Consider the following 22506-nt stretch of genomic DNA (forward strand, 5'->3'; position numbering starts at 1 on the left):
ATCAGCGGTACATCGGGCCGAAGGTCTCGCAGGCGCGGAAGTCAGCGCCCTCGAGAGATTCGGTGCCGAACAGCGACCACGCCTTGGGGCGGAAGATCCGCTCCTCGGGAACGTTGTGCATGTTGACCGGGATGCGCAGCATCGACGCCAGCGTGATCAGCTGGCCACCGATGTGGCCGTAGGAGATCGCACCGTGGTTCGCCCCCCAGTTGTTCATGACGTCGTAGACGCTCTTGAACGCGCCCTCACCCGTCAGGTTCGGGACAAACCAGGTGGTGGGCCACTCGATGTTGGTGCGCTCTTCGATGGTGAAAGCGACCTCGTCGGGCAGCTCGACCGTGTAGCCCTCGGCGATCTGCAGAACCGGTCCGAGGCCACGCACCAGGTTCAGGCGGCACATCGTCACGGGCATCTCGCCCGAGGTGCGGAAGTGCGTCGAGAAGCCGCCACCACGGAAGTAGCCGGTCGAGGCCGGGTGGAAGGTCGTGGCCTCAAGTGTGGCCTCACGGTCCTCCTCGGTGAGCTCGTACCAGGGCTTAATGACGTTCTTGCAGTCGCGCACTGCCTTACCGGCACCATCCAGCGTGGTCGAGCCGGAGTTACGCAGGTCGAGCAGGCCGGCGGCCGCGCGTCCCTCGGGCTTCCAGCCGGTGGCCTTCTCGATGGACTCGGGACTCCAGTAGGTGCGCACATCGGAGAAGATCTGCGGCGTGTTGGTCAGCAGGTAGCCGAACAGCATCGAGGCACCGTTGAGCGAGTCGTTCTCGGTGGCCACGACGGAGGGCTGACGGATACCGGTCCAGTCGAAGTTCGTGTTGAGGATGGTCTCCAGGACGTCGCCGTTCGGGAAGTGGTCCGTCCACTGGCGCTGTCCCTGGAAGCCGGCGGCGATGGCACCGTGGCCGCCCGCTTCCTCCTCGAATCCCAGCTCGGCCAGGCGCGGGTTGCCGTGCATGAGGTCGCGGGCGATGAGCGTCATCTTCGTGACGAACTTCCACCAATCCTCGTGCTTTTCGGGGTACTGCCACTCCGGCGGGTTCCAGTCCTTGCCCTGCTTGAAGTTCTCGCGGATCCACCGGTACGCCTTCTCGTACTCCTCGGGATCGTAGATGCCTTCTTCGATGCGACGCGTGAACTCGCTCATGTCGATGTACTCGTTGCGCATGCCCAGGTAGGAGCCGAAGAAGTCGGGGTTGACGACGGAACCGGCGATACCCATGGAGACGGAGCCCATGGACAGGTAGGCCTCGCCCTTCATCTGCGCGACGGCCAGGCCGGCGGTCGCGTAATCGAGGAGGCGGGTACGCACGTCCTCGGGGATCGAGGTGTCGTCAGCGTCCTGAACGTGCTCGCCGTAGATGCCGAAGGCGGGAATGCCGATCTGGGCGTGGCCAGCCAGGGCGGCGGCGAGGTACACGGCACCGGGGCGCTCGGTGCCGTTGAAACCCCAGATGGCGTGCGGCATCGCGGGGTCCATGTCGGTCGTCTCGGTGCCATAGCACCAGCAAGGGGTGACCGTCACGGTCAGGCCAACGTTGTTCGCACGGAACTTAGTGGCGCAAGCCTGGGCCTCGTGGACGCGGCCGATCGTGGTGTCAGCGATGACGACCTCGACAGGGGCACCGTCCGGGTAGCGCAGGGTAGACGTAAAGAGTTCGGCGACGGACTTCGCCATGTTCATGGTCTGCTCTTCAAGAGCCTCGCGAACGCCCTTGCGGCGACCATCAATAGTGGGGCGGATTCCGATGCGGGGGTGGTTTGTCATTCTTCCTTCATCCCTCATGGTGACGTCGATGTCGGAGCGCGGGGGCGCTCGCCCCCTCGGATCCTTCTGTTTCTTTAGGTGCCGGGTTCGCAGGTTCCGCCCCAGTCATTCGGAGCGGAACCCGCGACGGGCCGCCGGTACGGCATGCGCCTACCCGGCCCCGGCCTCGTGCCCAATTGAGCTAGCGTCTCACTCGTACAGGTTGGCCTTGATGCCGGCGTCGTCGATGTTGTTCTTGTCGTACCAGGCGAAGCCGGAGTCGATGACCGTGGGCAGCTTGGCGCCGTTGATCGCGGCGACCGCGGCCTTGACCGTGTAGTAGCCGATCTTGACCGGCGACTGGGTCACGGCACCAGCCTCCTTGCCAGCCTTGATGGCGTCGATCTGGGTCTTACCCGAGTCGAAGCCCACGACGGTGACGTCCTTGCCGGTCTCAGCAACACCCTGGACGATGCCCGAGGCCGCGGCCTCGTTCGAGCCGTACATGCCGACGATGTCGGAGTTGGCCTGAATGATCGACTTGGAGGTGTCGGCGGCCTTGGTGACCTCACCGGCGATCTGCTCGTCGAGGAGCTTCAGGTCGGCGGGGGCGTTGGCCTTGAAGTACTCCTTGAAGCCCTCGCAACGCTGCTTGCCCGTGGTGGAGGTCGAGTCGTGGCAGACCATGCCAACCGAACCCGACTTGCCCTTGAGCAGCTCGATCATGTGCTGCGCGGCTTCCTCGGCGGCCTTGGTGTTGTTCGTCTGAACCGTGGTGACCGGGATGTCGGACTCAACGCCGGAGTCGAAGGCGACAACCGGGATGTTCTTGGACTTGATCTCGCTGAGCAGGTCAGCGGCGGCATTCGAGTCCAGGGCGGCGAAACCGATGGCGGCCGGGCCGGAGTCCAGAGCGGACTTCAGCTGGTCGGTCTGCTCCGTCACCTTGGTCTCATCCTGCGGGCCGACAAAGCTGACCTTGTAGCCCAGCTCCTCGCCAGCCTGCTCGGCACCTTCCTTCACGGCCTGCCAGAAGCGGTGCTGGAAGCCCTTGGAGACCAGGTAAATGGTCTGGGAGCCATCACCCTTGACAGCCTCCTTCTCCCAGTCCTGCTGCTCGCCGGAGGTGTCCACCTTCGAGGCACCCGACGATTCGGTCTTGGTGGAGCCTCCGGTGGCATCCGTCGAGGTCGAGCATGCAGCCATGCCCAGGGCCAAGGTGCCGACGGCAGCGGCGGCGACGATACGTCCGATGGGGCGCATTGGTGTTCCTTTCGTGGGGTGGCGGGATGGCCCCGCCTATCTGGGGAGTGAACCGACATCGGTTCACGGGTTGTAATTGAGATGGAATAAGACTCAGGCTGCGTTTTCGCGGATGCGACGCAGGTTGTCGATAACGACCGCGAGGAGCAGGACGATACCGGTGACGACGAACTGCCATTCGGCGGCGATACTCATCATGGTCAGGCCCTTCTTGAGGGTCTCCATGAGGATCGCGCCAACCAGCGCGCCGGGGATCGAGGCGCGACCACCCGACAGGGAGGTGCCGCCGATGACGGCCGCGGCGATGACGTTGAGTTCCATGCCCACGCCCTCAGCGGGCTGGACGAGGCCGCCACGCGCGGAATAGAGGACGGCACCGACGGCCATGAAGGCACCCGCGACGACGTAGATGATGATCTTCCACAGGCGCACGTTGACGCCGGAGAGGCGGGTGGCCTCCTCGTTGGAGCCGATCGCCAGGGCGTAGCGGCCCAGGAGCGTCTTGTTCATGAGGAAGGTCGCCAGGACCGTGAGGACCAGGAAGATCACGATGGCGTTGGCCACGCCCGGGATCACCTTGCCGGCGGCGATGGCCTTGTAGCCGGTGTTCGCGATCACGATGGAGGACTTGTTCGAAATGATGAGCGCCAGGCCTCGGGCGACCATCATCATCGCCAGCGTCGCGATGAAGGGAGGCAGGCCCAGGATCGAAACGTTGAGGCCGTTGATGAGGCCAATCGCCATGCCGACCAGCAGGGTCAGGAGCAGGCCGAGGCCGAGAGGCAGGTTCATCTTGTCGCCTGCCAGGAAAATACCGGCCATGACGGCCACGAGGCTCATACCCGTACCGACAGACAGGTCAATGCCGGAGGTCGCGATGACGAAGGTAGCACCCAGCGCCATGACGCCCGTGAAGGCCGACTGCAGGACGATGTCCAGGTACACGTTCATGGTCGCAAAAGTAAAGTTCGGCACAGCAACGCTGAAGAATGCCAGGACCACGAACAACGCAACTGTGACGAGCAGCAGCTGCATGTTCCTCTTCAGGAAGGCCGCGACAGGCGACGGCGCCTCGAGGCCCTTGTTGTCGACGACGGTGCTCACGCGTTTACTCCGTTCGCTTCTTCCTGGCCGACGGTGGCCAGTTCCATGATGTTTTCTTGGGTGGCTTCCTCGTTGTCGAGGGTGCCAATAATGCGGCCGTGGGCCATGACGGCGATGCGGTTCGCCAGGCGCAGGACCTCGGGCAGTTCCGAGGAGATGACGATGATCGCCTTACCCTGCTTCGCTAGGTTTTCAAGCAGCGTGTAGATTTCGTCCTTCGCACCCACGTCAATGCCGCGCGTGGGTTCGTCGAAGATAAGGACCTCAGAGTCACGCTCCAGCCACTTGGCCACGACAACCTTCTGCTGGTTACCGCCCGACAGAGAACGGACCTCGACGTCAACGCTGGGGGTGCGCGTGCGCAGCTTCCCCACGTACTCCTGGGCGACCTTGCGCAGCTTCTCCGTCGCGACGACCGACGCCTTGGTGAAGTGGTCCATGGCAGCCATGCCCGTGTTGAAGGAAATGTCCTTGTCCAGGAGCAGGCCGAACTGCTTGCGGTCCTCGGACAGGTAGCCGATGCCATGCTTGACGGCATCCGAGGCGCTCTTGATCGACACCTTCTTGCCGTGGACGTAGATGCTGCCCTCGGTGTGGGGATCAGCTCCGAACAGAGCGCGGGCTACCTCGGTGCGACCGGCACCAACCAGTCCCGCAAAGCCGAAGATTTCGCCCTTCTTGACCTCGAAGGAGACGTCGTGGACAACCTTGACTGTCGACAGGTTCTCGACGCGCAGGACGACCTCGTCGGAGATCGGCTTGGTGGTGGGGCGCGCGTCGGCGGGCACCTCGCGACCGACCATCATCTTGACAACCTCACGCATGGGCGTGGTAGCCGTCTCAACCGTGCCGACGTACTTGCCGTCGCGCAGCACGGAGATGCGGTTGGTCAGCTCGGTAAGCTCGGGCATGCGGTGCGTAATGAAGATCAGACCGGTCGTCGGGCAGACAAAATCGCGCACGAGTTCAAACAGCGACTCGGTCTCGGTCGTCGTCAGAGGAGCCGTGGGCTCGTCCATGACGAGGATCTTTGAGTCGAAGGACAGTGCACGAGCAATCTCCACCATCTGCAGACGGGCGACCGGCAGGTCGCGACAGTAGGCGGTCGGATCGATCTTCATATTGAGGCGCTCGAACAGCTCGTAGGCGTCGCGCACCATCTTGCGATCATCAATGTAGGACCACTTCGAGGAACCCGGACGACCGAGGTACAGGTTCTGGGCAACAGTCAGGTCAGGAACAATGTTGAGTTCCTGGTGGATGATTGACAGGCCGAGGTCACGGGCGTGCTCAGGCGACTGAATGTCAACCTGCTCGCCCTGCAGCCAGATTTCTCCGCCCGGGTCGGCCTTGTGAATACCGGTGAGCACCTTCATGAGCGTGGACTTACCCGCTCCGTTCTCACCGCAGAGACCCAAGACTTCACCGGGGCGAAGGTCGAGGTCCACGTCGGACAGCGCCTTCACGCCGGGGAACGTCTTCGAGATCCCCTTTAGCTCTAGTAAGTTCGTCACTTCTCACCCCTTGGGTACCAGTAACTTCTCTGTTTCTGGAGTTTGCTCCCTCGTTTTCGTTAACGCTAACGGAAACGTATCCGAAGGAACGCCCTCTTTGGCGTCCCCCCAAGAGTAAGTCATCAGACGAGCGCGCGCGAGTTAAATTAGCTCGCGCGTAACCGAATTGAAATTTAATCGAAAGTCGATAAACCTTACAATTCCGGGCTTTCTAGCACATTGTCGCGGACGGTTCGTGCGACACCATCGAGCCACTCCTGATCGACAAGACACTGCCCGAGCAACACCTTCCCGCGTGTCGGATCGTGAGGAATCCCCTCCCTCTCCCACTCAAACACGCCCCGACCTCGTACGGTTGTCGGAAAAGTTCCGTGAACGTTCACGACGCGCCACCACGGGACACCACCACCCCAATCATGCATGATCCGCCCAACAACGCGCGGACCGGTCCCCACCGCGCGCGCGATCATCCCGTAGGTCGCCACCCGCCCCGGCGGAATCTCCTCCACAACGCGCAACACCGCCTCAACCAGTTCCTCGCGCACAGCCCCTCTCCTCTCTCGCCGATCCCGACAACGCAACCACAGCCTCGTCCCCCAGGGCCGGGCGCACCCACGGCAGGCGCGCCCGGAGCACGCACCTAGGGGTGAACCTTCGACGGCGAGGACACCATCAGGCCGGTCGCACCGGCCGCGAGCGCCTGCTTGGCCTGCCCAGGGTTCGTGATGATGTGCGCGATCGTCGGGCGCTTGGCCGCCTTGAGCGCGCTCCATGCCTCCGGGCGCGCGTTCCACTCCATCCCCAGCACATCCCACTGCGAGAGCTTCACCGACGCCAGCTCGTTGGGGTAGAGCATCGCCATCGTCATATACCCGCGGGCCTTCGCGCGAGCCGAACTCGTACCCTTCGCGAACGTCTTCCACAGGACGCGACGCTCAGGGTGACCGCCGAACGCCCGGTGCAGGTACTCGAAGAGCTCGGCCTCCGCGGCCAAGTCCCCCTTGTTCTTCTGATCCTGGGACGACGTCGTCTTATGGTCGATCGCGAGCACCACGTTGGAGGGAATTCGCTCGACGATGTCGCTCAGGCGCAGGAACGGGCCCGAGGCCTGACGCAGCTTACTGAGCGTCGACCACGGAGTGTTCCAAATCTGATAATCCGTCCCCGGCACGTTGCGTGTCGTCTTCCAATCGTGGATCGCCACGAACTCGCCGGAGGCGCAGCGGCGCACCGAGACCTCCAACGCCTTGAAACCCGCGCGCAACGACGCATCCAGCCCCTGGCGCGTGAACTCGGGAAACTCCGTCCCACCCATTCTGTGGGCAATGTAGAACGGGCGACCGGCCAGGAGCCTTTTGACATAGTGCGGGCCGAGGGCGTCCACCTCCTGATCCACCGCCGTCTCAGTCCCCATCGTGACGTCGCTGACTGATTCGTGTGCCATGCGTGCTTGCCTTTCAAATTGTTGGCGCATCTGCCAGGCCGGTCCCAGCTAGCGGCTCGCACGGCCTTGACCGAAGCGAACACCCGGACCGCCGGAGCATCAACGCACCTGGAAACGACAGTGAATTATAGGCACGAGTCGTTTGTCAGGTCCCAGCCTGATGCCGATTGCGTCCTGACAGGTGCGCGCCATCTCGCCTCATTGCCGAGGCGCACCCGGGTCGGGCGATCAGGCGCGCGGATCGTCCGGCAGTTCAATCATCTTCGCCACCGCCCGCAGGACAGCCTTCGGATCCACCGGCACAACCGCCAGGTCCGTGGGCTCAATCCGATCAAAGCCAGCGTCCGACCCCTCGGCCGAGGAATCAGATCCCGAGAAGTCGGCCACGGCCTCGTCCCGGGGAGCGGCAGGCTCCCCCACCGTAGGCACCCCGAGCGCGTTGCCGACCTGATAGGTCACGCCCGCGACGTCGAGGACGCGCAGCTCACTGTCCACGCTGTCCCAGCCGGCACTCTCACGTGAACACGAGAACGTCAGCGCGTGGAAATCACCCGCACGCAGCGCATCCCCCACCGGTGAGCCGACCGGGGAGACGACCGACAGATCCGTGAGCGTACGGAAAGTGCGCGTCAAAGGTCGGTGCCCCATCAGCATCGCGTCCTCTGGAAGCCAGCGCAGCCCGTCAATAACACCCGTGCGCGGCCCCAGGCGCGTGTAGCCGCGAACAAAGCCAACGATCTCACTCGGAAGGATCTCATCAACCTTGACGGAACGGTTGGTGTGAATCTCCACGAGAGCACGCTCGCGATTGAACCAGACGCGCATGAGCCGAGGCCGTCTCCAGCCGCGCGAATGAACCGCCCACACGTCGAGGCGGCGCGATGCCCACGCGCGCGGGGACGCCGCCCAGACGACCTCCGGGCCGTTTTTCATCTCCTCTTCGAGGCTGAGGTAGCGACGCCGCTCAAGCGTGACCTTACCGAGATGGCTCGCCGTGTAACGCGGCGGGAAAGATTCGCCGGGGTCGGGGCCGCCCCACACATCCTCCACCGTCACCAGACGATCCCGGTCGCCCGGGCCGCGCGGCGTCTCCTGCCAGCGCTGCCACGCGTCGGCGAGCTCACTGTAGCGCTCCCGCAAGGCAGCCGTTCGCTCCGCGTCCGGAGGTTGAATGCCGCGAGGCTTCGCGCTCGGGTTCGTTCCCGCATCCGGGTGAACCAGGACGTGGACGCCGTAGGCGAAGATGCACGCGGTGATCAACAGAACCACGACGACAGCATTCCACGATTCTGGCACGGTCACCAACCCCCATCCCCGCATGCGCCCGCATATGAACAAAAAGCCCCGAGTCCTCAAGGACCCGGGGCGTCTGCTCCTGCGACTGGATTCGAACCAGTAACCGTCCGATTAACAGTCGGATGCTCTGCCGTTGAGCTACGCAGGATTGCGACAAGAGAAGATATTAGCAGGGCACCTTCGAAACTGGCAAGCCAGAAAGCCCGACCTACAATATGCACCGCGTCACGCTTTGTTGGCCGACTCGAAACACTCCCGGTATTGGCTCAACCAGCAGCGCTGCGCAACCTCAAGTAGCCCTAGCATCCCTACGGTCTGGCGTGCACGCTAGCATCGCTGATCCGCACGCAAACCCGCTGTTCCGCACGTAAACCCGCTGTTCCGCACGTGGGCAGCCTCGCCAAGGCTCCGATCAGCGGGTTAACGTGCGGAAGAGAGGTCCCAGGCTCTAGGTAGGAGGCCCACGTGCGGAAGAGAAGCACAAGCCACGGATAGGAGGCCCGCGTGCACGTCACAACGGTGTCCGAAAATTTAGCGATGCAGCGAAACATGAGGGCCAGGCTGCTGCGCTCGTAAGCGACGGAGTGGCCTGGCGATTACCTATGCGGATAGGTTATGACGATACGGATAGGTTATCGCCACACGGATAGGTAAATAAGCTATCCGTATGCTCATAACCTATCCATGAAGCAACAACCTATCCGCGTAGACACTATGCGAGGAAACCGTTGCACTAGTTCCGCATGCGATGCACTAGCAGCTGAGCAGTGCAATGCCACCCCACATAGTGCGATACCCACCTATCCAGTGCAATACCCGCGAGCGATGCGATCAATTGCAAATCCCGGCAGCACCGCCGGCATGGAGGGTGCCGGAGGGTCCGGATAACCTAGCTGCGGCACCCATGGGCGGCGGCAGGGCTTGGCCGGGCTTCGAGGGGAAGCTCCACCACACACAGCGACACAAGCGCCGCCGGTGCGGAGGGCGCCGGAGGGTCCGGAAGGCACGGCTGCGGAGCCCGTGGGCGGCGGCGGGGCCTGGCCGGGCTTCGAGACGACGCGCCGAGCGAAGCTCGCAGCGCGGACGGCTCGCGGGCGGGCCGCCGCCCACGGGCACACCAAGCAGCCCGGCCTAGCAAGGCACACCACGCGGGCGGCCGGACCCGACGGCGCCCAGAACACCAGCGGCGCCACAAGCAACGAGCGCCAGACACGCGGAAACCCCGCCCCGCAGATGCGGGACGGGGTCAGCCCACCCAGTCGGGTGGAAAAGTCTGAACGAGTCAGACGGGGAAAGTCACTTAAGGGTGACCTTGCCGCCGGCCTCTTCGATCTCAGCCTTGGCCTTCTCGGCGTCTTCCTTCTTCGCGGAGGGGAAGATGGTGGAGGGCGCGGAGTCAACCAGGTCCTTGGCTTCCTTGAGGCCCAGGCCGGCCAGGTTCTTGACGACCTTGACGACGGCGATCTTCTTCTCACCGGCGGACTCGAGGACGACCTCGAACTCGTCCTTCTCTTCCTCGGCGGGGGCGTCGGCGGCCGGGGCGGCAACGGCGACGGCTGCGGGGGCAGCGGCCTCAACGTCGAAGGTCTCCTCGAAGAGCTTCACGAAGTCGGAGAGCTCGATGAGGGTCATTTCCTTGAAAGCTGCGATGAGCTCGTCATTGGAGAGCTTAGCCATGAGTGGCATCCTTCCTAATTGGCCTGCACGAGTGCAGATTGTTGGGGTGTTTCACGCAGCCCGGGTGGCGGTGTGAAACATGGCCTGTCTCGTCAGGCCGCCTCGCCCTGCTGCTTTTCGCGCAGAGCATCGATGGTGCGCACTGCCTTGACGGGCAGAGCGTTGAATGCGAACGCCGCCTGACCGATCTTCGCCTTGAGGACGCCTGCGGCCTTGGCCAGCAGGACCTCGCGGGACTCGAGATCGGCGAGCTTCTTGACACCCTCGGCGCTCAGGGGAGCGCCGTCCATCGCGCCGGACTTCAGCACGAGGGCGGGGTTTTCCTTAGCAAAATCACGCAGGGTCTTGGCGGCCTCAACGGGCTCGCCGGAGACGAAAGCGATGGCCGTGGGACCCTTGAGGTCCTCAGCCAGGAAGTCGAGGCCGACCTCCGTGGCTGCCAGGCGCGCCAGCGTGTTCTTTGCCACGGCGTAGGTCGCGTTCTCGCCCAGGCCGCGACGCAGCTGCTTCAGCTGGCCGACGGTCAGGCCGCGGTACTCGGTCAGCAGGACAGCGTCGGCTGCGCGGAAGCGCTCCACGAGCTCGGCAACTGCTGCCACCTTGTCGGACTTCGCCATGGTCCTCCTTCCAGATACGTGACCGCAGGTAAGAAAAAACCCGACACGCAGGTTCGTGTCGGGCGCATGCTCGAATGCCGCGCGGGGCGGCTCACTCACCTGCGTTGGATTTTTCTCCACTAGTGTGGACACCAACGGTCTTCGGCACGGATCAGCTTAACAGGGTGGTTACCTGCGTGCAAGCATGGCGGCGCGTTTCACAGACGAGGCCGGGGTCGGTCGCGCGCACACCTGCGATGGGTGCGTCAGAGGATGCGCGAGGCCGGGGCTGGTGTGCGGGGTATCCGGGAAGGATGTGTGCGGCTTGGCTCAGGGTGGAGCGCCTGGTATCCGACACGCGAAGCGGTGTTCGGTGTCCGGTGATGCGCATTGGGTCCCGGCCTCGTGACGTGATAGCCGTCAGACGAGCCTCCACCCCGCTGCCCGCGAGCGCGCGTCCCAGAAGGCCCGGTATTGGCCGTCCGCCTGCGAGTAGAGTTCAGCGTGCGTGCCGATCTGGGCGACGCGGCCGCCCTCGTCGAGGACGATGATCTGGTCGGCTGCCGTGATTGTGTCGAGCTTGTGGGCGATGACGATGAGGGTCGCGTCGCGCCGCAGGGCGGCCATGGCGTCGGTGATGCGCGATTCGTTTTCGGGGTCGAGGGCGCTCGTGGCCTCGTCGAAGAGGACGATGGGCGCGGCCTTGAGGAGCGCGCGTGCGATGGAGACGCGCTGGCGCTCGCCTCCCGAGAGCGCGCGCCCGCCCTCGCCGACGGGGGTGTCCCAGCCGTGCGGCAGGCGTTCGATGATCTCGTCGACTCCGCTCAGGCGAGCCGCTTCCTCGATGTCGGCGCGGCTTGCGTCGGGGTTTCCGATGCGCACGTTGGCCTCAAGTGTGTCGTCGAAGAGGTAGACGTCTTGGAAGACGAGGGAGAGCTGCGCCATGAGGTCGGTGGTATCCCAGTCGCGTACGTCTGCGTCACCCACTCGAATGCTTCCCGCGTCCACGTCGTAGAAGCGTGCGACGAGGCGCGCGATGGTGGTTTTACCACAGCCCGAGGGACCGACGATCGCCGTCATGGTTCCGGGTTCGACGCGGAAGGATAGGCCTTGCAGGACCGGGTGGTCGGCCTCGTAGGAGAAGGACACGTCCTCGAGGGTCACGGATGCGCCTGACGAGGCCGGGGCCTCGTCCGCGCGTCGCACGCCCTTGGGGGCGGGCAGTTCTGAGGCGGAGAGGATCTCGTGGCTGAGGTCGAGGACCGGGCGACGCGTCTCGAAGGCGGAGGCGAGCGTCCCGATGTCGACGAGGATCTGCGTGAAACGCAGAAGCAGGCCGATCGCAACGATCGCAGCCACGGGGCCGACCTGTTCCCCGACCGCGAGCCACCCGATCGCGCAGATGAGCGTCACGACGACGACCTGGGCAGCCATGCCGTTGACGATCTGGCCGACGGTTTCACGCATGAGAGAACGCCGCGCCGCCACCCCGTACGCGTCCTCGGCTCGCAGGAGAGGCTCGTAGGAGGCGGAGCGCCCGCAGGCCCGCAGCGCGCCCTGCTTGGTCGCGTATTCGACAATGCGGTGTGACAGCTCGCGGGCGGGAGGCTCTTTCAGGGCGGCCCCGGACTGCAGGCACCGGCGCGCCACCCACACTCCCCCGCCGACGACCGGGATCGCGACCACGCACACCAGCCCGAGGACCGGCGAAAACACGGTGATGCCGACGAGCATCGTCGCCGAGGTGACGATGGCGGCAATGAGGGGCGAGTACATGTGCGCGAAGATCTCACCCAGAACCATGAGCTCACGCGAGACGAGGCGCGACGTCTTTCCGGCGGTGTCTGCGCGGAACGATCCGAGCGGCAGGGACGCCACCTTGTCGCCGATCGCGCGGTGCATGTTCGACAGGAAGTCAAAGGCCACCGAGTATGAACGCATAGCGAGGAGATACTCGACGACAAATGAGGTGAGCGCGCACCCAGCCAGCACCACGAGCCACGCGCTCAGAGGCATCCCCCAGGCGCTGTGACCCGAGGTCAGGGCGAGCGCGGCCGGAATGAACGCGATGAGCGAGATTCCGCGCACGACACCGACGATGCAGGACAGGACGGTCGCCCGGGCGAAGTCGGCTCGCCCCTGCTCGGAGAGGGGTTCGCGCAGACGGAAGATGAGGCCGAACATAATCAGTATCCTTTCGCGGGCGCGGTCAAGCGACGCATGTACGGGTGATCGGCGAGCTGGTCGGGCGTGCCCAGGGCGATGAGGCGTCCCGCGTCAAGGATGGCGATCTGGTCGACACCCGTGATCGACGCGGCGCGGTGTGCGATCACCAGGACCGTCTTTCCCTGCACGAGGCGGGTGAGCGCCGCCTGAATATCGGCCTCGGCTTCCGGGTCGGTGAAGGCGGTGGCCTCGTCGAGGACGAGGATGGGTGCATCGACGAGGAGGGCGCGCGCAATCGCGATGCGCTGCGCCTGGCCACCCGAGGGATGCGCATCCTCCCCGATGACGCTGTCGAGGCCTCGGGGCAGGGAACGCAGGTAGTCGTCGATACGAGCGGCCCCAGCGGCAGCCCACACCGCTTCGTCGCTGGCGCCCAGGACTCCGAGCGCGATGTTATCTCTCACGGAAATATCGAGGAGCTGCGGATCTTGGAGGACGAAGGAGACGTGCCGGTAGAGGACGTCGGGGGCGATATCGCGCACGTCGACCCCTCCGATGCGGACAGCCCCACGGTCCGGGTCGGCGAAACGAGCGACCAGCGTCGCGAGCGTCGACTTACCCGAGCCGGAGGAACCAACGAGTGCGGTCACCGTGCCCTCGGGGATCGTCAGGCTCACATCGTCAAGCGCGAGGGTCGTCCCGTAGGAGAAGGACACACCGTCAATCTCAATATCCGATCCTTCTGGCACGGAATGCCCCTCGGCGGGCAGGGGATCGACGGAGAGCAGATCGACGATCCGCAGCGCGGCCGCCCCCGCGATCTGGTAGGACCAGGCCGTCGTCCCCAGCACCTCGATGGCAGCCGGGATGACGAGGGCAATGAGCGCGCAGGTGATGACCTGGACCGGGCTCACGATCCCGGCGGCCGCGAACGCTGCGCCTCCCGCGGTCGAGATGAGCAGGATCAACGAGGGAGACACGCTGGCCTGCCCGAGCGCGGAGCCTTTCAGCAGCGGACCACACCAATCGCGATAGAAGCGCGAGAAGTCCTCGGCAGCCTGGGTAAAACGCTGGTGTGAGCGCCCGACGGTTCCGAACGCCTTGACGACGCTGATGCCGGAGACAAACTCGACCATCGTGGACGAGACGCGCGTCAGGTGCCGGTCCATCTGCGCGGTCTTCTCCCCCATGTCTCGCATCATCCACGCGTTGAGGAACCCATAGATGGGCAGCGTGGCAATCGAGAGGAGCCCGAGCCGCCAGTCGACGACAAAGGAGTAGATGAGCAGGGACACCGGTGCGCTGACGGCGGCTGCGGATTCGACGGGCGCGTGTGCGATGACTGTGTGTACGTCGTGCGTATCGTCCTGGATAGCCTTGCGCACGGCCCCCGAGTTCGTGGAGGTAAACCAGGCGAGGGGCGCACCGGCCAGAACCTTCACCATGCGAGAGCGCACGATGTGCCCAAAGCGCACGTCCGCGAAGTGGGTGACGGCGAGCGCAACAAAGTAGATCCCATAGCGCACGCCGAACGCTCCGGTGAGCCACATGAGCAGGGTCATCACCTCCCCTCGGTCGGGCAGGACACCCGAGCGAGCCGCAGCCAGCAGCACCTCACCGAGCTGGACGAGGACGACGTAGGGGGCAACCGCGAGCGCACCGTAAAGGAACCCGAGCACTCGGGCAACCATCATGGACCCACGGATGGGGGCGGTCAGCTCCTTGAAGGCGCGTTGGCCCGCCAGGTGAGCGGCACGCGGGTCGTCAGCTCGATTGTCGTCAGTGAGTGGGGCACTCGGGGCCGAGGCCGTGGCGTCCTCGCGCTCGTCGGTGTCGGTCATTGGGGTTCTCCTTCGCGAGCACGCTTGGTGCCCGTCGGCATCAGTGTGATGAGTTGGTCCGCGCAGGCAGAAGCGAACTCGCCATCGTGGGTGACGACGATGACGGCCGCTCCTTCGTTCGCAATGCGGCGCAGGGTCGCGGTAATTGAGTCAAGGTGCCGGGCATCGATTCCCGACGTGGGTTCGTCGAGGATGACGATTCGGCGCCCAGTGGCTCGCGCAGCTGCGATGACGAGGCGTTGCTTCTGTCCTCCCGACAGGCTGAGGGGATGGCGGTCCCCCAGGTGAGCGAGGTCGAAGTCAGCCAAAAGCTTCTCCCCGGCCTCGCCGCTGGCCTGCGACGCCCCGATCGTCAGCTCGCCCGCTAGCGTGTCGGAGAACAGCTGTCGCCCGGTGTCCTGCATGACGAGCGCGCACGCGGCCCGCCGCTGCCGTCGGCTCGTCGTCTGTCCGTCCAGGGTGATCGTTCCGGAACTGGGAGCGGCCAGCCCGCACAAAACGCGCACGAGGGTCGTCTTCCCGACGCCGTTCTCTCCCGCAATACACGTGATCTGCCCGCCCGGGAAGTCTGCGTCGAAACTCTCAAACACGGGAGTGTTCCCGTAGGAGAAGCTCAGATCCCGACAGGACAGGCCCACGCTCCCACGGGCCGAGGCCTCGTCCTGGGAGTCCCGTGAGCACACCCAGGCCTCGGGCGAACCAGGGTCAACGAGCGTGCGCAAGCCAAGCGACCTGCGTTCCGCCTCGCTCATCGAGTAGAACTCCTCGCCGCTCCACCGACGCGTGACCGATCCGTCTTCCATGAGGAGGACCTGGTCGGCGAGTCCTCGCAGGAAGTGAAGGCGGTGCTCGACGACGATGATCGTCATTCCCTGTTCTTTTAGGAGCGCAAGGGCGCGTCGCACCTCTGCGATGGCGTCGGGGTCCAGGTTCGAGGTCGGTTCGTCGGCGAGGAGGACCGGGGCACCCGATGACAGTGCACAAGCGAGCGCCACCTTCTGGAGCTGCCCGCCCGATAAAGTCGACAGCTTGCGGTCCATGAGATGGGTGATGCCCATGAGTTCGGCGGCGCGCTCACTGCTCTCGATCAGGGTTTCTCGGTCGCGACCGTAGTTTTCCCCGCAAAAGGCCAGCTCCTCGGCGACGGTGTCGCAGAAGAATTGGGTGCGCGGATTCTGGAAGACAGATGAGCACAGGTGACCGATCTCGGTCAGGGGGACCTCGGCGAGGTCGCGACCATCAATCCGCACCGCCCCCTCGATCTCCCCCGGCGTCATCTGGGGCACGAGGCCGGTCAGCGCCCGCATGAGCGTCGACTTCCCACAGCCGGAGGACCCGCATACGAGGGTGAGGCTGCCCGGCTGGGCGGATACATCGACCCCGCGTAGGGCCTCGACGCGATCTCCCGTCAGCTCACTGACGTAGGAGAACGACAGGGATTCAACATCAATCACGGCAGGACTCCCAGGTGCGCACAGATCTCGATAACGATGACGCCGGCCACGCACGCAAGGGCGACCGCATCCCAGGCGCTGGCGCGCAGCCGCACGAGCGAGGTGGGGCGTGTGGGGCCACCCAGGCCTCGGACAACGCTCGAGGCAGCCAGGTCGTCGGCCACGCGCGCGATAGACGACAGCAGCGGGACCAGGAAACGCTCGGCGATCACGAGGGGGTGCCGTATGATGCCGCGAATCCCGAGGTCAACGCCACGCATCTCCATCGCCTCGCGGATGGCGACCGCCTCGGCACCCACCGTCGGGAGGACACGAAACGCGACAACGAGGGCATCGACGAAAACACGCGGCAAGTGAACGGCACACAGGGCTGCCTTCATCTGGCCAATTCTCGTCGTGCGGTACACGTAGAGGGCGATGCCGAATCCCGCGAAGAACCGCGCGAACCAGAATGCGATCGCACTGCACGTGCCAATCACAAGGACCACGCCTCGCGGCAACCCCATGCCCTCGAGCCACGCGACGAGGAGGGGCGAGCCGAGGCTCAACGCGTCGCAGACGAGGCACCCGAGCCCGGTACGTACCGCCGCCCGACCGCCAGCCTCCCACGCGAGGGCGACCACCGCGAGCAGCTGCACAGCCAGCAGCGTGGACGTGGGGCTCGCGCGCATGACGAGTGCGTTGAGGACGAGGAGCGCGAGGAGCTTCGTGCGCGGATCAAGCTTGCTCGTCGCCTCGTCTGGGGCGGCCTCGGCGAGCGAGATCTCAGGCAACGCCGGCCTTCGCGAAGTGCTTGCGCAGCAGGAAGCGTCCGATGAGTCCACCGATGCACGCGACGATCATTGCGACGACAACCCAACCGCCGATAACGGCGGGGCTAAAGAGCGCACGCATAGCATCCGCGTAGTCCTGGCCCATCTGGGACGCAACGTCCTCGTAATAGGGATCCGGAGCGAAGAAAATGGGGGCAAGCGGAACGATCATCCACAAGGAGAACAGCATGTATGCGGCGATGTTTCGAGGGGCACTGACGTAACCGCCACCCCGGGCGATGAGATCACCCAGGAAACCGAGGATCAGGGTAACCGGAATGGTCACCCACGCGTGCCCGGTCACCACCATCAGGAAAGCGACGATGCCTCCCATGATCGTGAGCGTGCCGAACATACGCGAACGCACCAGCATCAGCATGACGACCGATCCGTTGAGCAGCAGTCCGACGATCCAACCGGCGAACATGAACGCCGGCCCGAAGAAGCCCAGCATCCCCGAGCACCACATGAGGACGAAGTAGACGGCGGTAAAAGCACCGATCGTGACGGCCGAGCGTGCTTTTGTGACGCCCGACCCTGCAGCCTGAGGCATTTTGTAACCCTTTACGAATGTAGGTTTATAGAAGCGAATTAAGGGTACCCTACTTTTCACTTACACTATGTGACCTACGTCCCTTAATCTGCGCATGCATGTGCCAGCGCACCGAACGCCAGCCCCCGCCACAAAAAGCGGGTCCCCGCGCAGCGTGTGCTGCGCGGGGACCCGGACGCTTAATCAGCGAGCGAGGCTCACTTCTCGAGCAGGTCCTTGACCTTGGTGACATCCAGCGGGATGCCGGGACCCATCGTCGTCGCGACGGAACCCTTGATCAGGTAGCGGCCCTTGGCGGAGGTCGGCTTGAGACGCAGCACCTCATCCAGGACGGCGGCGTAGTTCTCGGTCAGCTGCTCGGCAGTGAAGGAGGCCTTGCCGACGATGAACGCCAGGTTGGCGTGCTTGTCGACGCGGAACTCGATACGACCGCCCTTGATCTCCTTGATGGCCTTCGCGACATCCATGGTCACGGTGCCCGTCTTGGGGTTCGGCATGAGGCCACGGGGGCCGAGGACGCGGCCGAGGCGGCCAACCTTGCCCATGAGGTCGGGGGTCGCAACGGCGACATCGAAGTCGGTGTAGCCCTTGGCAACCTTCTCGATGAGCTCGTCGCCACCGACCTCGTCGGCACCTGCGTCGATCGCTTCCTGAGCGCGCGGACCAACGGCGAAGACCAAGACCCGGGCGGTCTTGCCGGTGCCGTGCGGCAGGGAAACGGTGCCACGGACCATCTGGTCCGCCTTGCGGGGGTCGACACCGAGTCGGAAGACGACCTCAACGGTCGAATCGAACTTGGTGACGGTGGTCTCCTTGGCCAGCTTCATGGCCTCGAAGGGGGTGTACAGCACGTCCGCGTGGACCTTCTCGGCCGCTGCGCGGTAGCTCTTGGAGCGCTTGGTCATTCTGCTTCTTCTCCTTGCAGTCGTGGGTGTCGGGCAGCGCCTGCCCTACCACGGGGGTTGGTTGGTGTCAGTCCTCGACGGTGATGCCCATGGAGCGGGCGGTACCGGCGATGATCTTGGCGGCGGCATCAGCGTCGTTGGCGTTCAGGTCGGCCATCTTGGCCTCGCCGATCTCACGAGCCTGAGCCATGGTGATCGAACCAACCTTGGCGGTGTTCGGGGTGCCGGAACCCTTCTGGACGCCAGCAGCCTTCTTGATGAGCTCAGCGGCGGGCGGGGTCTTGAGGACGAACGTGAAGGTACGGTCCTCGTAGACGGTGATCTCAACGGGGATGATGCTTCCGCGCTGCGATTCGGTGGCCGCGTTGTACGCCTTGGTAAACTCGATGATGTTCACGCCGTGCTGGCCCAGTGCGGGGCCGACGGGAGGTGCGGGGGTGGCTGCACCGGCTGCGATCTGAAGCTTGATCAGGCCGGTGACCTTCTTCTTCTTTGCCATGAATGCGGGTCTTTCTACTGAAGTTCTGGCCGACGGGTGCCGACCAGGGCGGCGCGTCAGAGGCGGGCCTACTGGGTCTCAGTGGGCACAGTGCACCCAACGCACACAAATATGCATGATAACTCCAACCCGGGCCTGTCCCCAAGTCCGGGTGGGTGACATCACTGCTCGAGCTTCTCCACCTGGTCGAAGCCGAGCTCGAGCGGGGTTTCGCGCTCGAAGATGGTGACGAGCACCTTGAGCTTCTGGGTTTCGGGCATGATCTCGGAGATCGTGGCCGACATAGTCTCGAAGGGGCCGTCGGTGACGGTGACGATCTCGCCGACCTCGAACTGGGTCTGGACGGCCTGCACGGGCGCGGGCTGGTCCTTGGCGGCCTCGGCGGCTTCCTCGAGGACATTGGGCGTCAGGAGCATGACAACCTCGTCAATCGAGAGCGGCACGGGGTTGTGCTGGTCGCCCACGAAGCCGGTGACGGCGGGGGTTTCCTTGACGACACGGTACGAGGCCTCGTTGAAGTCCATGCAGACGATCGCGTAGCCGGGGATGCGCACGTGGCGCACGCGCTTCTTCGTGGTGCCACGGTATTCCATGACGTACTCATCCGGGACCTCGACGGCGAAGATGTAGTCTTCCATGTTCTGCGTGGTGATGCGCTGCTCGAGGTTCGCCTTCACCTTGCGCTCGTGGCCGGAGTACGTGTGAATGACGTACCAGTCACCGGGGGACATGTAGAGCTTGCGGCGCAGCTTGGCGATCGCTTCCTCTTCGGGCGAGGCCGGTGCAGCCTCGTCCTCTTCCACTTCCTCGGACGCGACTTCCTCGGAGGCAACCTCCTCGATCACCTCGTCGACGACTTCCTGAGCAGCTCCGTCGGCCAGGGCTTCGGCGGTCTCCCGCTCGACCTTTTCCTGGGCTTCCACGAGGACCCGGTCCTCGCTGTACTGTTCGTCGCTCACGACTTCTCCTCCTGCGAATGGGGCCGGACCGTGAAAGAAACCCGCCTGCAGGTTTCTGCGGGCGGGTTCGTCGGTCTCAGCCGAAGATCAATGCACTTAGCTTACCGAATCCGAAGTCAAGGAGACCAGCGAAAAGCATGATTGCGGCGACAAACACAACGACAACAACGAAGTATGTCCAGGTTTCCGATCCGGTCGGGTAGGTCACCTTCTTCATTTCGTCGATGACTTGCTTGAAGAAAAGGAAGATGCCCGCGAAGAAACCGGGTTTCTTAGCCTTATCCCTAACGGCGGCATCGCGCTTGCGAGTGGCGCTCGTCTTCGTACGGTCTCGGCGCAAGGATTCGACGTCCGAGGCTTTTTCTGTGGCCATGGGAATCCTCCTGCGAAAATGAAAGCCTTATCCGCAGGGCAGGCGGGACTCGAACCCACAACCGCCGGTTTTGGAGACCGGTGCGCTACCAATTGCGCCACTGCCCTACGCAGGAAAACCTGCCTGAGAAACATTAGTGGATGTGATGCGACTTTGTCCAACCGAGTTTCACCCACAGTCCGCACAATCCCCGAAATTCCGCCCCAGGCCTCGTAAATGAGAGGTAGCCCACGCGCGCTTTACAGGGGTGTCAACCCGCTCAGGCGCATGACGTGGGACCATGGAGGGGTGACCAATACACCTCGCACCCGTGTCTCTGATCGTTTCAACGCCATCACGCCGTCCGCGACCCTGGCCGTGGACGCGAAGGCCAAGGCCCTCAAGGCCGCCGGCCGCCCGGTGATCGGCTTCGGCGCCGGCGAACCCGATTTCGCCACGCCCGACTACATTGTCGAGGCGGCCGTCAAGGCCGCGCGCAACCCCGCGATGCACCGCTACACGCCGGCAGCAGGTCTGCCCGCGCTGCGCGAAGCCATCGCCGCCAAGACTCTGCGTGACTCCGGTTACGAGGTCTCCCCCGCCGACATCGTCGTCACCAACGGCGGCAAGCAGGCCGTGTTCCAGGCCTTCGCCGCACTGCTGGGTCCCGGCGACGAAGCCATCCTGCCGACCCCCTACTGGACCACCTACCCCGAGGTCGTCAAGCTCGCCGGCGCGACCCCCGTCGAGGTATTCGCGGGCGCCGACCAGGACTACAAGGTGACCGTCGAGCAGCTCGAGGCCGCGCGCACCCCTCGCACGAAGGTGCTGCTCATGTGCTCGCCGTCGAACCCGACGGGCAGCGTCTACACGCCCGAGGAGCTGACCGCCATCGGCCAGTGGGCGCTCGAGCACGGCATCTGGGTCATTTCCGACGAAATCTACGAGCACCTGCTGTATGAGAACGCGCAGAGCGCGCACATCGTCAAGCTGGTGCCCGAACTCGCGAATCAGGCCGTCATCCTCAACGGCGTGGCGAAGACCTACGCAATGACCGGCTGGCGAGTGGGCTGGATGATCGGCCCCTCCGACGTCATCAAGGCCGCCCTGTCCTTCCAGTCGCACCTGACCTCCAACGTCAACAACATCGCCCAGGAGGCCGCGCGCGCCGCCGTGTCGGGTTCCCTGGATGCGGTGAACGAGATGCGCGTCGCCTTCGATCGCCGCCGCCGCACGATTGTCGACATGCTGCGCCAGATCGACGGCTTCGACGTTCCCACGCCCAAGGGCGCGTTCTACGTTTACCCCTCCGTCGAGCGCCTACTGGGTCGCGAGATCCGCGGACGCGTCGCTAACACGTCGGGCGAACTTGCCGACCTGATCCTCGACGAGGTCGAGGTCGCGGCGGTTCCCGGCGAGGCCTTCGGCCCCTCCGGCTTCCTGCGCTTCTCCTACGCCCTGTCCGACGACGACCTCGTCGAAGGTATCACCCGCGTACAGGAGCTCTTCGCCTGATGCATATCTCGTTCGAACGGACAGATGAGGAGACGCCCCTCGGGACCGTCCTCCTCTCTCACGGGTACGCGGAGCACTCCGGGCGCTACGTCCACCTGCGTTCCGCTCTCACCCGCGCCGGATACGACGTCGCATTCTACGACCACGCGGGCCACGGGACCTCCGAGGGTCCCCGCGCCCGCGTGGACGTGGGTGCCCTCATCCGCGACTTTGGTGATGCGCGCCGGGCGACCCTCGCCCACGCACGCACCCCCGACCTGTTCCTGTTCGGACACTCAATGGGCGGCATCATCGCAGCCGCGTCGACGATCCTGGACCCGACGCTGCTGCGCGGCACCGTCCTCTCCGCGCCAGCGCTGCGTCCCCTCCCCCACGTCTCCCCCTCCCGCGCCCGCAAACTCCTGCCGGTCGCGCGAATCAGCCCCGGCCTCGTCGTGACAAAGGGAGCCTCCGAGATGAAGGTCTCTCCCCTGTCACGCGACCCGCAGGTCCAGCGCGACTTCGACGCGGATCCGCTCACATACAAGGGCGGCGTGCCGATCCTGACGGGCGCAACCATGATCCTGCAGGGCGACGAAGTACTGCGGCGCGCCGACCGCCTCACCACGCCAACCCTGGTCATGCACGGCTCCGGCGACCTCCTGGCAGACCTGCGCGGATCACGCGACTTCGTGCGGGCCGCGCGCGGTGCCCACCCCGACGCGGACGTGCATCTGCGCATCGTGGACGGCGCATACCACGAGCTGCTCAACGAACCCGAAGGTCCGGGCCTGATCCGCGACATCATCATCTGGCTCGGGGAGCACTAGGCC

The 22506-nt window shown here is 64.7% G+C and carries 20 protein-coding genes and 2 tRNA genes; 2 read left to right on the forward strand and 20 right to left on the reverse strand.

What is annotated here, in order from left to right; all coding sequences use genetic code 11:
• Nucleotide 1: 1 nt before the first annotated feature.
• The 20 genes from O3932_RS05795 to O3932_RS05890 all read right to left on the reverse strand — a co-directional run bounded on the left by O3932_RS05795 (nucleotide 2) and on the right by O3932_RS05890 (nucleotide 20307).
• Nucleotides 2-1765: an L-fucose isomerase gene (locus O3932_RS05795; protein ID WP_371536886.1), complete on the reverse strand. Its 1764-nt coding sequence runs from the start codon at nucleotides 1763-1765 to the stop codon at nucleotides 2-4.
• A gap of 189 nt (nucleotides 1766-1954) precedes the next feature.
• Nucleotides 1955-3007: an ABC transporter substrate-binding protein gene (locus tag O3932_RS05800; protein WP_009648521.1), complete on the reverse strand. Its 1053-nt coding sequence runs from the start codon at nucleotides 3005-3007 to the stop codon at nucleotides 1955-1957.
• 93 nt (nucleotides 3008-3100) lie between these two features.
• Nucleotides 3101-4111: an ABC transporter permease gene (locus O3932_RS05805; protein ID WP_009648520.1), complete on the reverse strand. Its 1011-nt coding sequence runs from the start codon at nucleotides 4109-4111 to the stop codon at nucleotides 3101-3103.
• Nucleotides 4108-5625: a sugar ABC transporter ATP-binding protein gene (locus tag O3932_RS05810; protein ID WP_034505206.1), complete on the reverse strand. Its 1518-nt coding sequence runs from the start codon at nucleotides 5623-5625 to the stop codon at nucleotides 4108-4110. Before O3932_RS05810 ends, O3932_RS05805 begins: the two co-directional genes overlap by 4 nt.
• A gap of 194 nt (nucleotides 5626-5819) precedes the next feature.
• A complete protein-coding gene (locus O3932_RS05815; RefSeq protein ID WP_296503355.1) occupies nucleotides 5820-6170 on the reverse strand; it encodes an MGMT family protein in 351 nt (116 codons plus the stop codon).
• A 95-nt stretch (nucleotides 6171-6265) separates the two neighbouring features.
• Nucleotides 6266-7069: a glycerophosphodiester phosphodiesterase gene (locus tag O3932_RS05820; RefSeq protein ID WP_371536891.1), complete on the reverse strand. Its 804-nt coding sequence runs from the start codon at nucleotides 7067-7069 to the stop codon at nucleotides 6266-6268.
• A gap of 228 nt (nucleotides 7070-7297) precedes the next feature.
• A complete protein-coding gene (locus O3932_RS05825; protein WP_371536894.1) occupies nucleotides 7298-8338 on the reverse strand; it encodes a hypothetical protein in 1041 nt (346 codons plus the stop codon).
• A gap of 103 nt (nucleotides 8339-8441) precedes the next feature.
• A tRNA-Asn gene (locus O3932_RS05830) sits at nucleotides 8442-8513 on the reverse strand.
• A gap of 1148 nt (nucleotides 8514-9661) precedes the next feature.
• Nucleotides 9662-10042 (reverse strand): 50S ribosomal protein L7/L12, encoded by a 381-nt coding sequence (gene rplL, locus O3932_RS05835; protein ID WP_009648085.1) that lies wholly within the window; start codon nucleotides 10040-10042, stop codon nucleotides 9662-9664.
• Nucleotides 10043-10134: 92 nt separating this feature from the next.
• Nucleotides 10135-10659: a 50S ribosomal protein L10 gene (rplJ, locus tag O3932_RS05840; RefSeq protein ID WP_009648087.1), complete on the reverse strand. Its 525-nt coding sequence runs from the start codon at nucleotides 10657-10659 to the stop codon at nucleotides 10135-10137.
• 399 nt (nucleotides 10660-11058) lie between these two features.
• Entirely contained in the window at nucleotides 11059-12822 is a 1764-nt protein-coding gene (locus O3932_RS05845) for an ABC transporter ATP-binding protein (RefSeq protein ID WP_371536898.1), read from the reverse strand.
• A gap of 2 nt (nucleotides 12823-12824) precedes the next feature.
• The gene (locus tag O3932_RS05850; RefSeq protein WP_371536901.1) at nucleotides 12825-14645 is read right to left on the reverse strand and encodes an ABC transporter ATP-binding protein; all 1821 of its coding nucleotides are present in this window, start codon (nucleotides 14643-14645) and stop codon (nucleotides 12825-12827) included.
• Nucleotides 14642-16099 (reverse strand): ABC transporter ATP-binding protein, encoded by a 1458-nt coding sequence (locus tag O3932_RS05855; RefSeq protein WP_371536904.1) that lies wholly within the window; start codon nucleotides 16097-16099, stop codon nucleotides 14642-14644. Before O3932_RS05855 ends, O3932_RS05850 begins: the two co-directional genes overlap by 4 nt.
• Complete coding sequence (locus tag O3932_RS05860) at nucleotides 16096-16872, reverse strand: energy-coupling factor transporter transmembrane component T (protein WP_371536907.1); 777 nt, start codon at nucleotides 16870-16872, stop codon at nucleotides 16096-16098. Before O3932_RS05860 ends, O3932_RS05855 begins: the two co-directional genes overlap by 4 nt.
• Nucleotides 16865-17464, reverse strand: a complete 600-nt coding sequence (locus O3932_RS05865; protein WP_371536909.1) for an MptD family putative ECF transporter S component — start codon at nucleotides 17462-17464, stop codon at nucleotides 16865-16867. Before O3932_RS05865 ends, O3932_RS05860 begins: the two co-directional genes overlap by 8 nt.
• A 197-nt stretch (nucleotides 17465-17661) precedes the next feature.
• Entirely contained in the window at nucleotides 17662-18369 is a 708-nt protein-coding gene (gene rplA / locus O3932_RS05870) for a 50S ribosomal protein L1 (protein ID WP_009648753.1), read from the reverse strand.
• 67 nt (nucleotides 18370-18436) lie between these two features.
• Complete coding sequence (gene rplK, locus O3932_RS05875; protein WP_291449899.1) at nucleotides 18437-18868, reverse strand: 50S ribosomal protein L11; 432 nt, start codon at nucleotides 18866-18868, stop codon at nucleotides 18437-18439.
• A 161-nt stretch (nucleotides 18869-19029) separates the two neighbouring features.
• Complete coding sequence (gene nusG, locus O3932_RS05880) at nucleotides 19030-19827, reverse strand: transcription termination/antitermination protein NusG (protein ID WP_371536913.1); 798 nt, start codon at nucleotides 19825-19827, stop codon at nucleotides 19030-19032.
• A 76-nt stretch (nucleotides 19828-19903) separates the two neighbouring features.
• A complete protein-coding gene (secE, locus tag O3932_RS05885) occupies nucleotides 19904-20200 on the reverse strand; it encodes a preprotein translocase subunit SecE (protein WP_314570180.1) in 297 nt (98 codons plus the stop codon).
• 34 nt (nucleotides 20201-20234) lie between these two features.
• Nucleotides 20235-20307, reverse strand: a tRNA-Trp gene (locus O3932_RS05890).
• 181 nt (nucleotides 20308-20488) lie between these two features.
• Here O3932_RS05890 and O3932_RS05895 point away from each other — a divergent pair.
• Nucleotides 20489-21694, forward strand: coding sequence for a pyridoxal phosphate-dependent aminotransferase (locus tag O3932_RS05895; protein WP_371536915.1), 1206 nt, complete (start codon nucleotides 20489-20491; stop codon nucleotides 21692-21694).
• Complete coding sequence (locus O3932_RS05900) at nucleotides 21694-22503, forward strand: lysophospholipase (RefSeq protein ID WP_371536918.1); 810 nt, start codon at nucleotides 21694-21696, stop codon at nucleotides 22501-22503. The genes O3932_RS05895 and O3932_RS05900 overlap by 1 nt, the downstream gene beginning before the upstream one ends.
• The last annotated feature ends 3 nt before the right edge of the window (nucleotides 22504-22506 follow it).

The organism is Pauljensenia sp. 20925_1_25 (genome assembly GCF_041433955.1).
In the GTDB taxonomy this organism is placed as follows: Bacteria; Actinomycetota; Actinomycetes; order Actinomycetales; family Actinomycetaceae; genus Pauljensenia.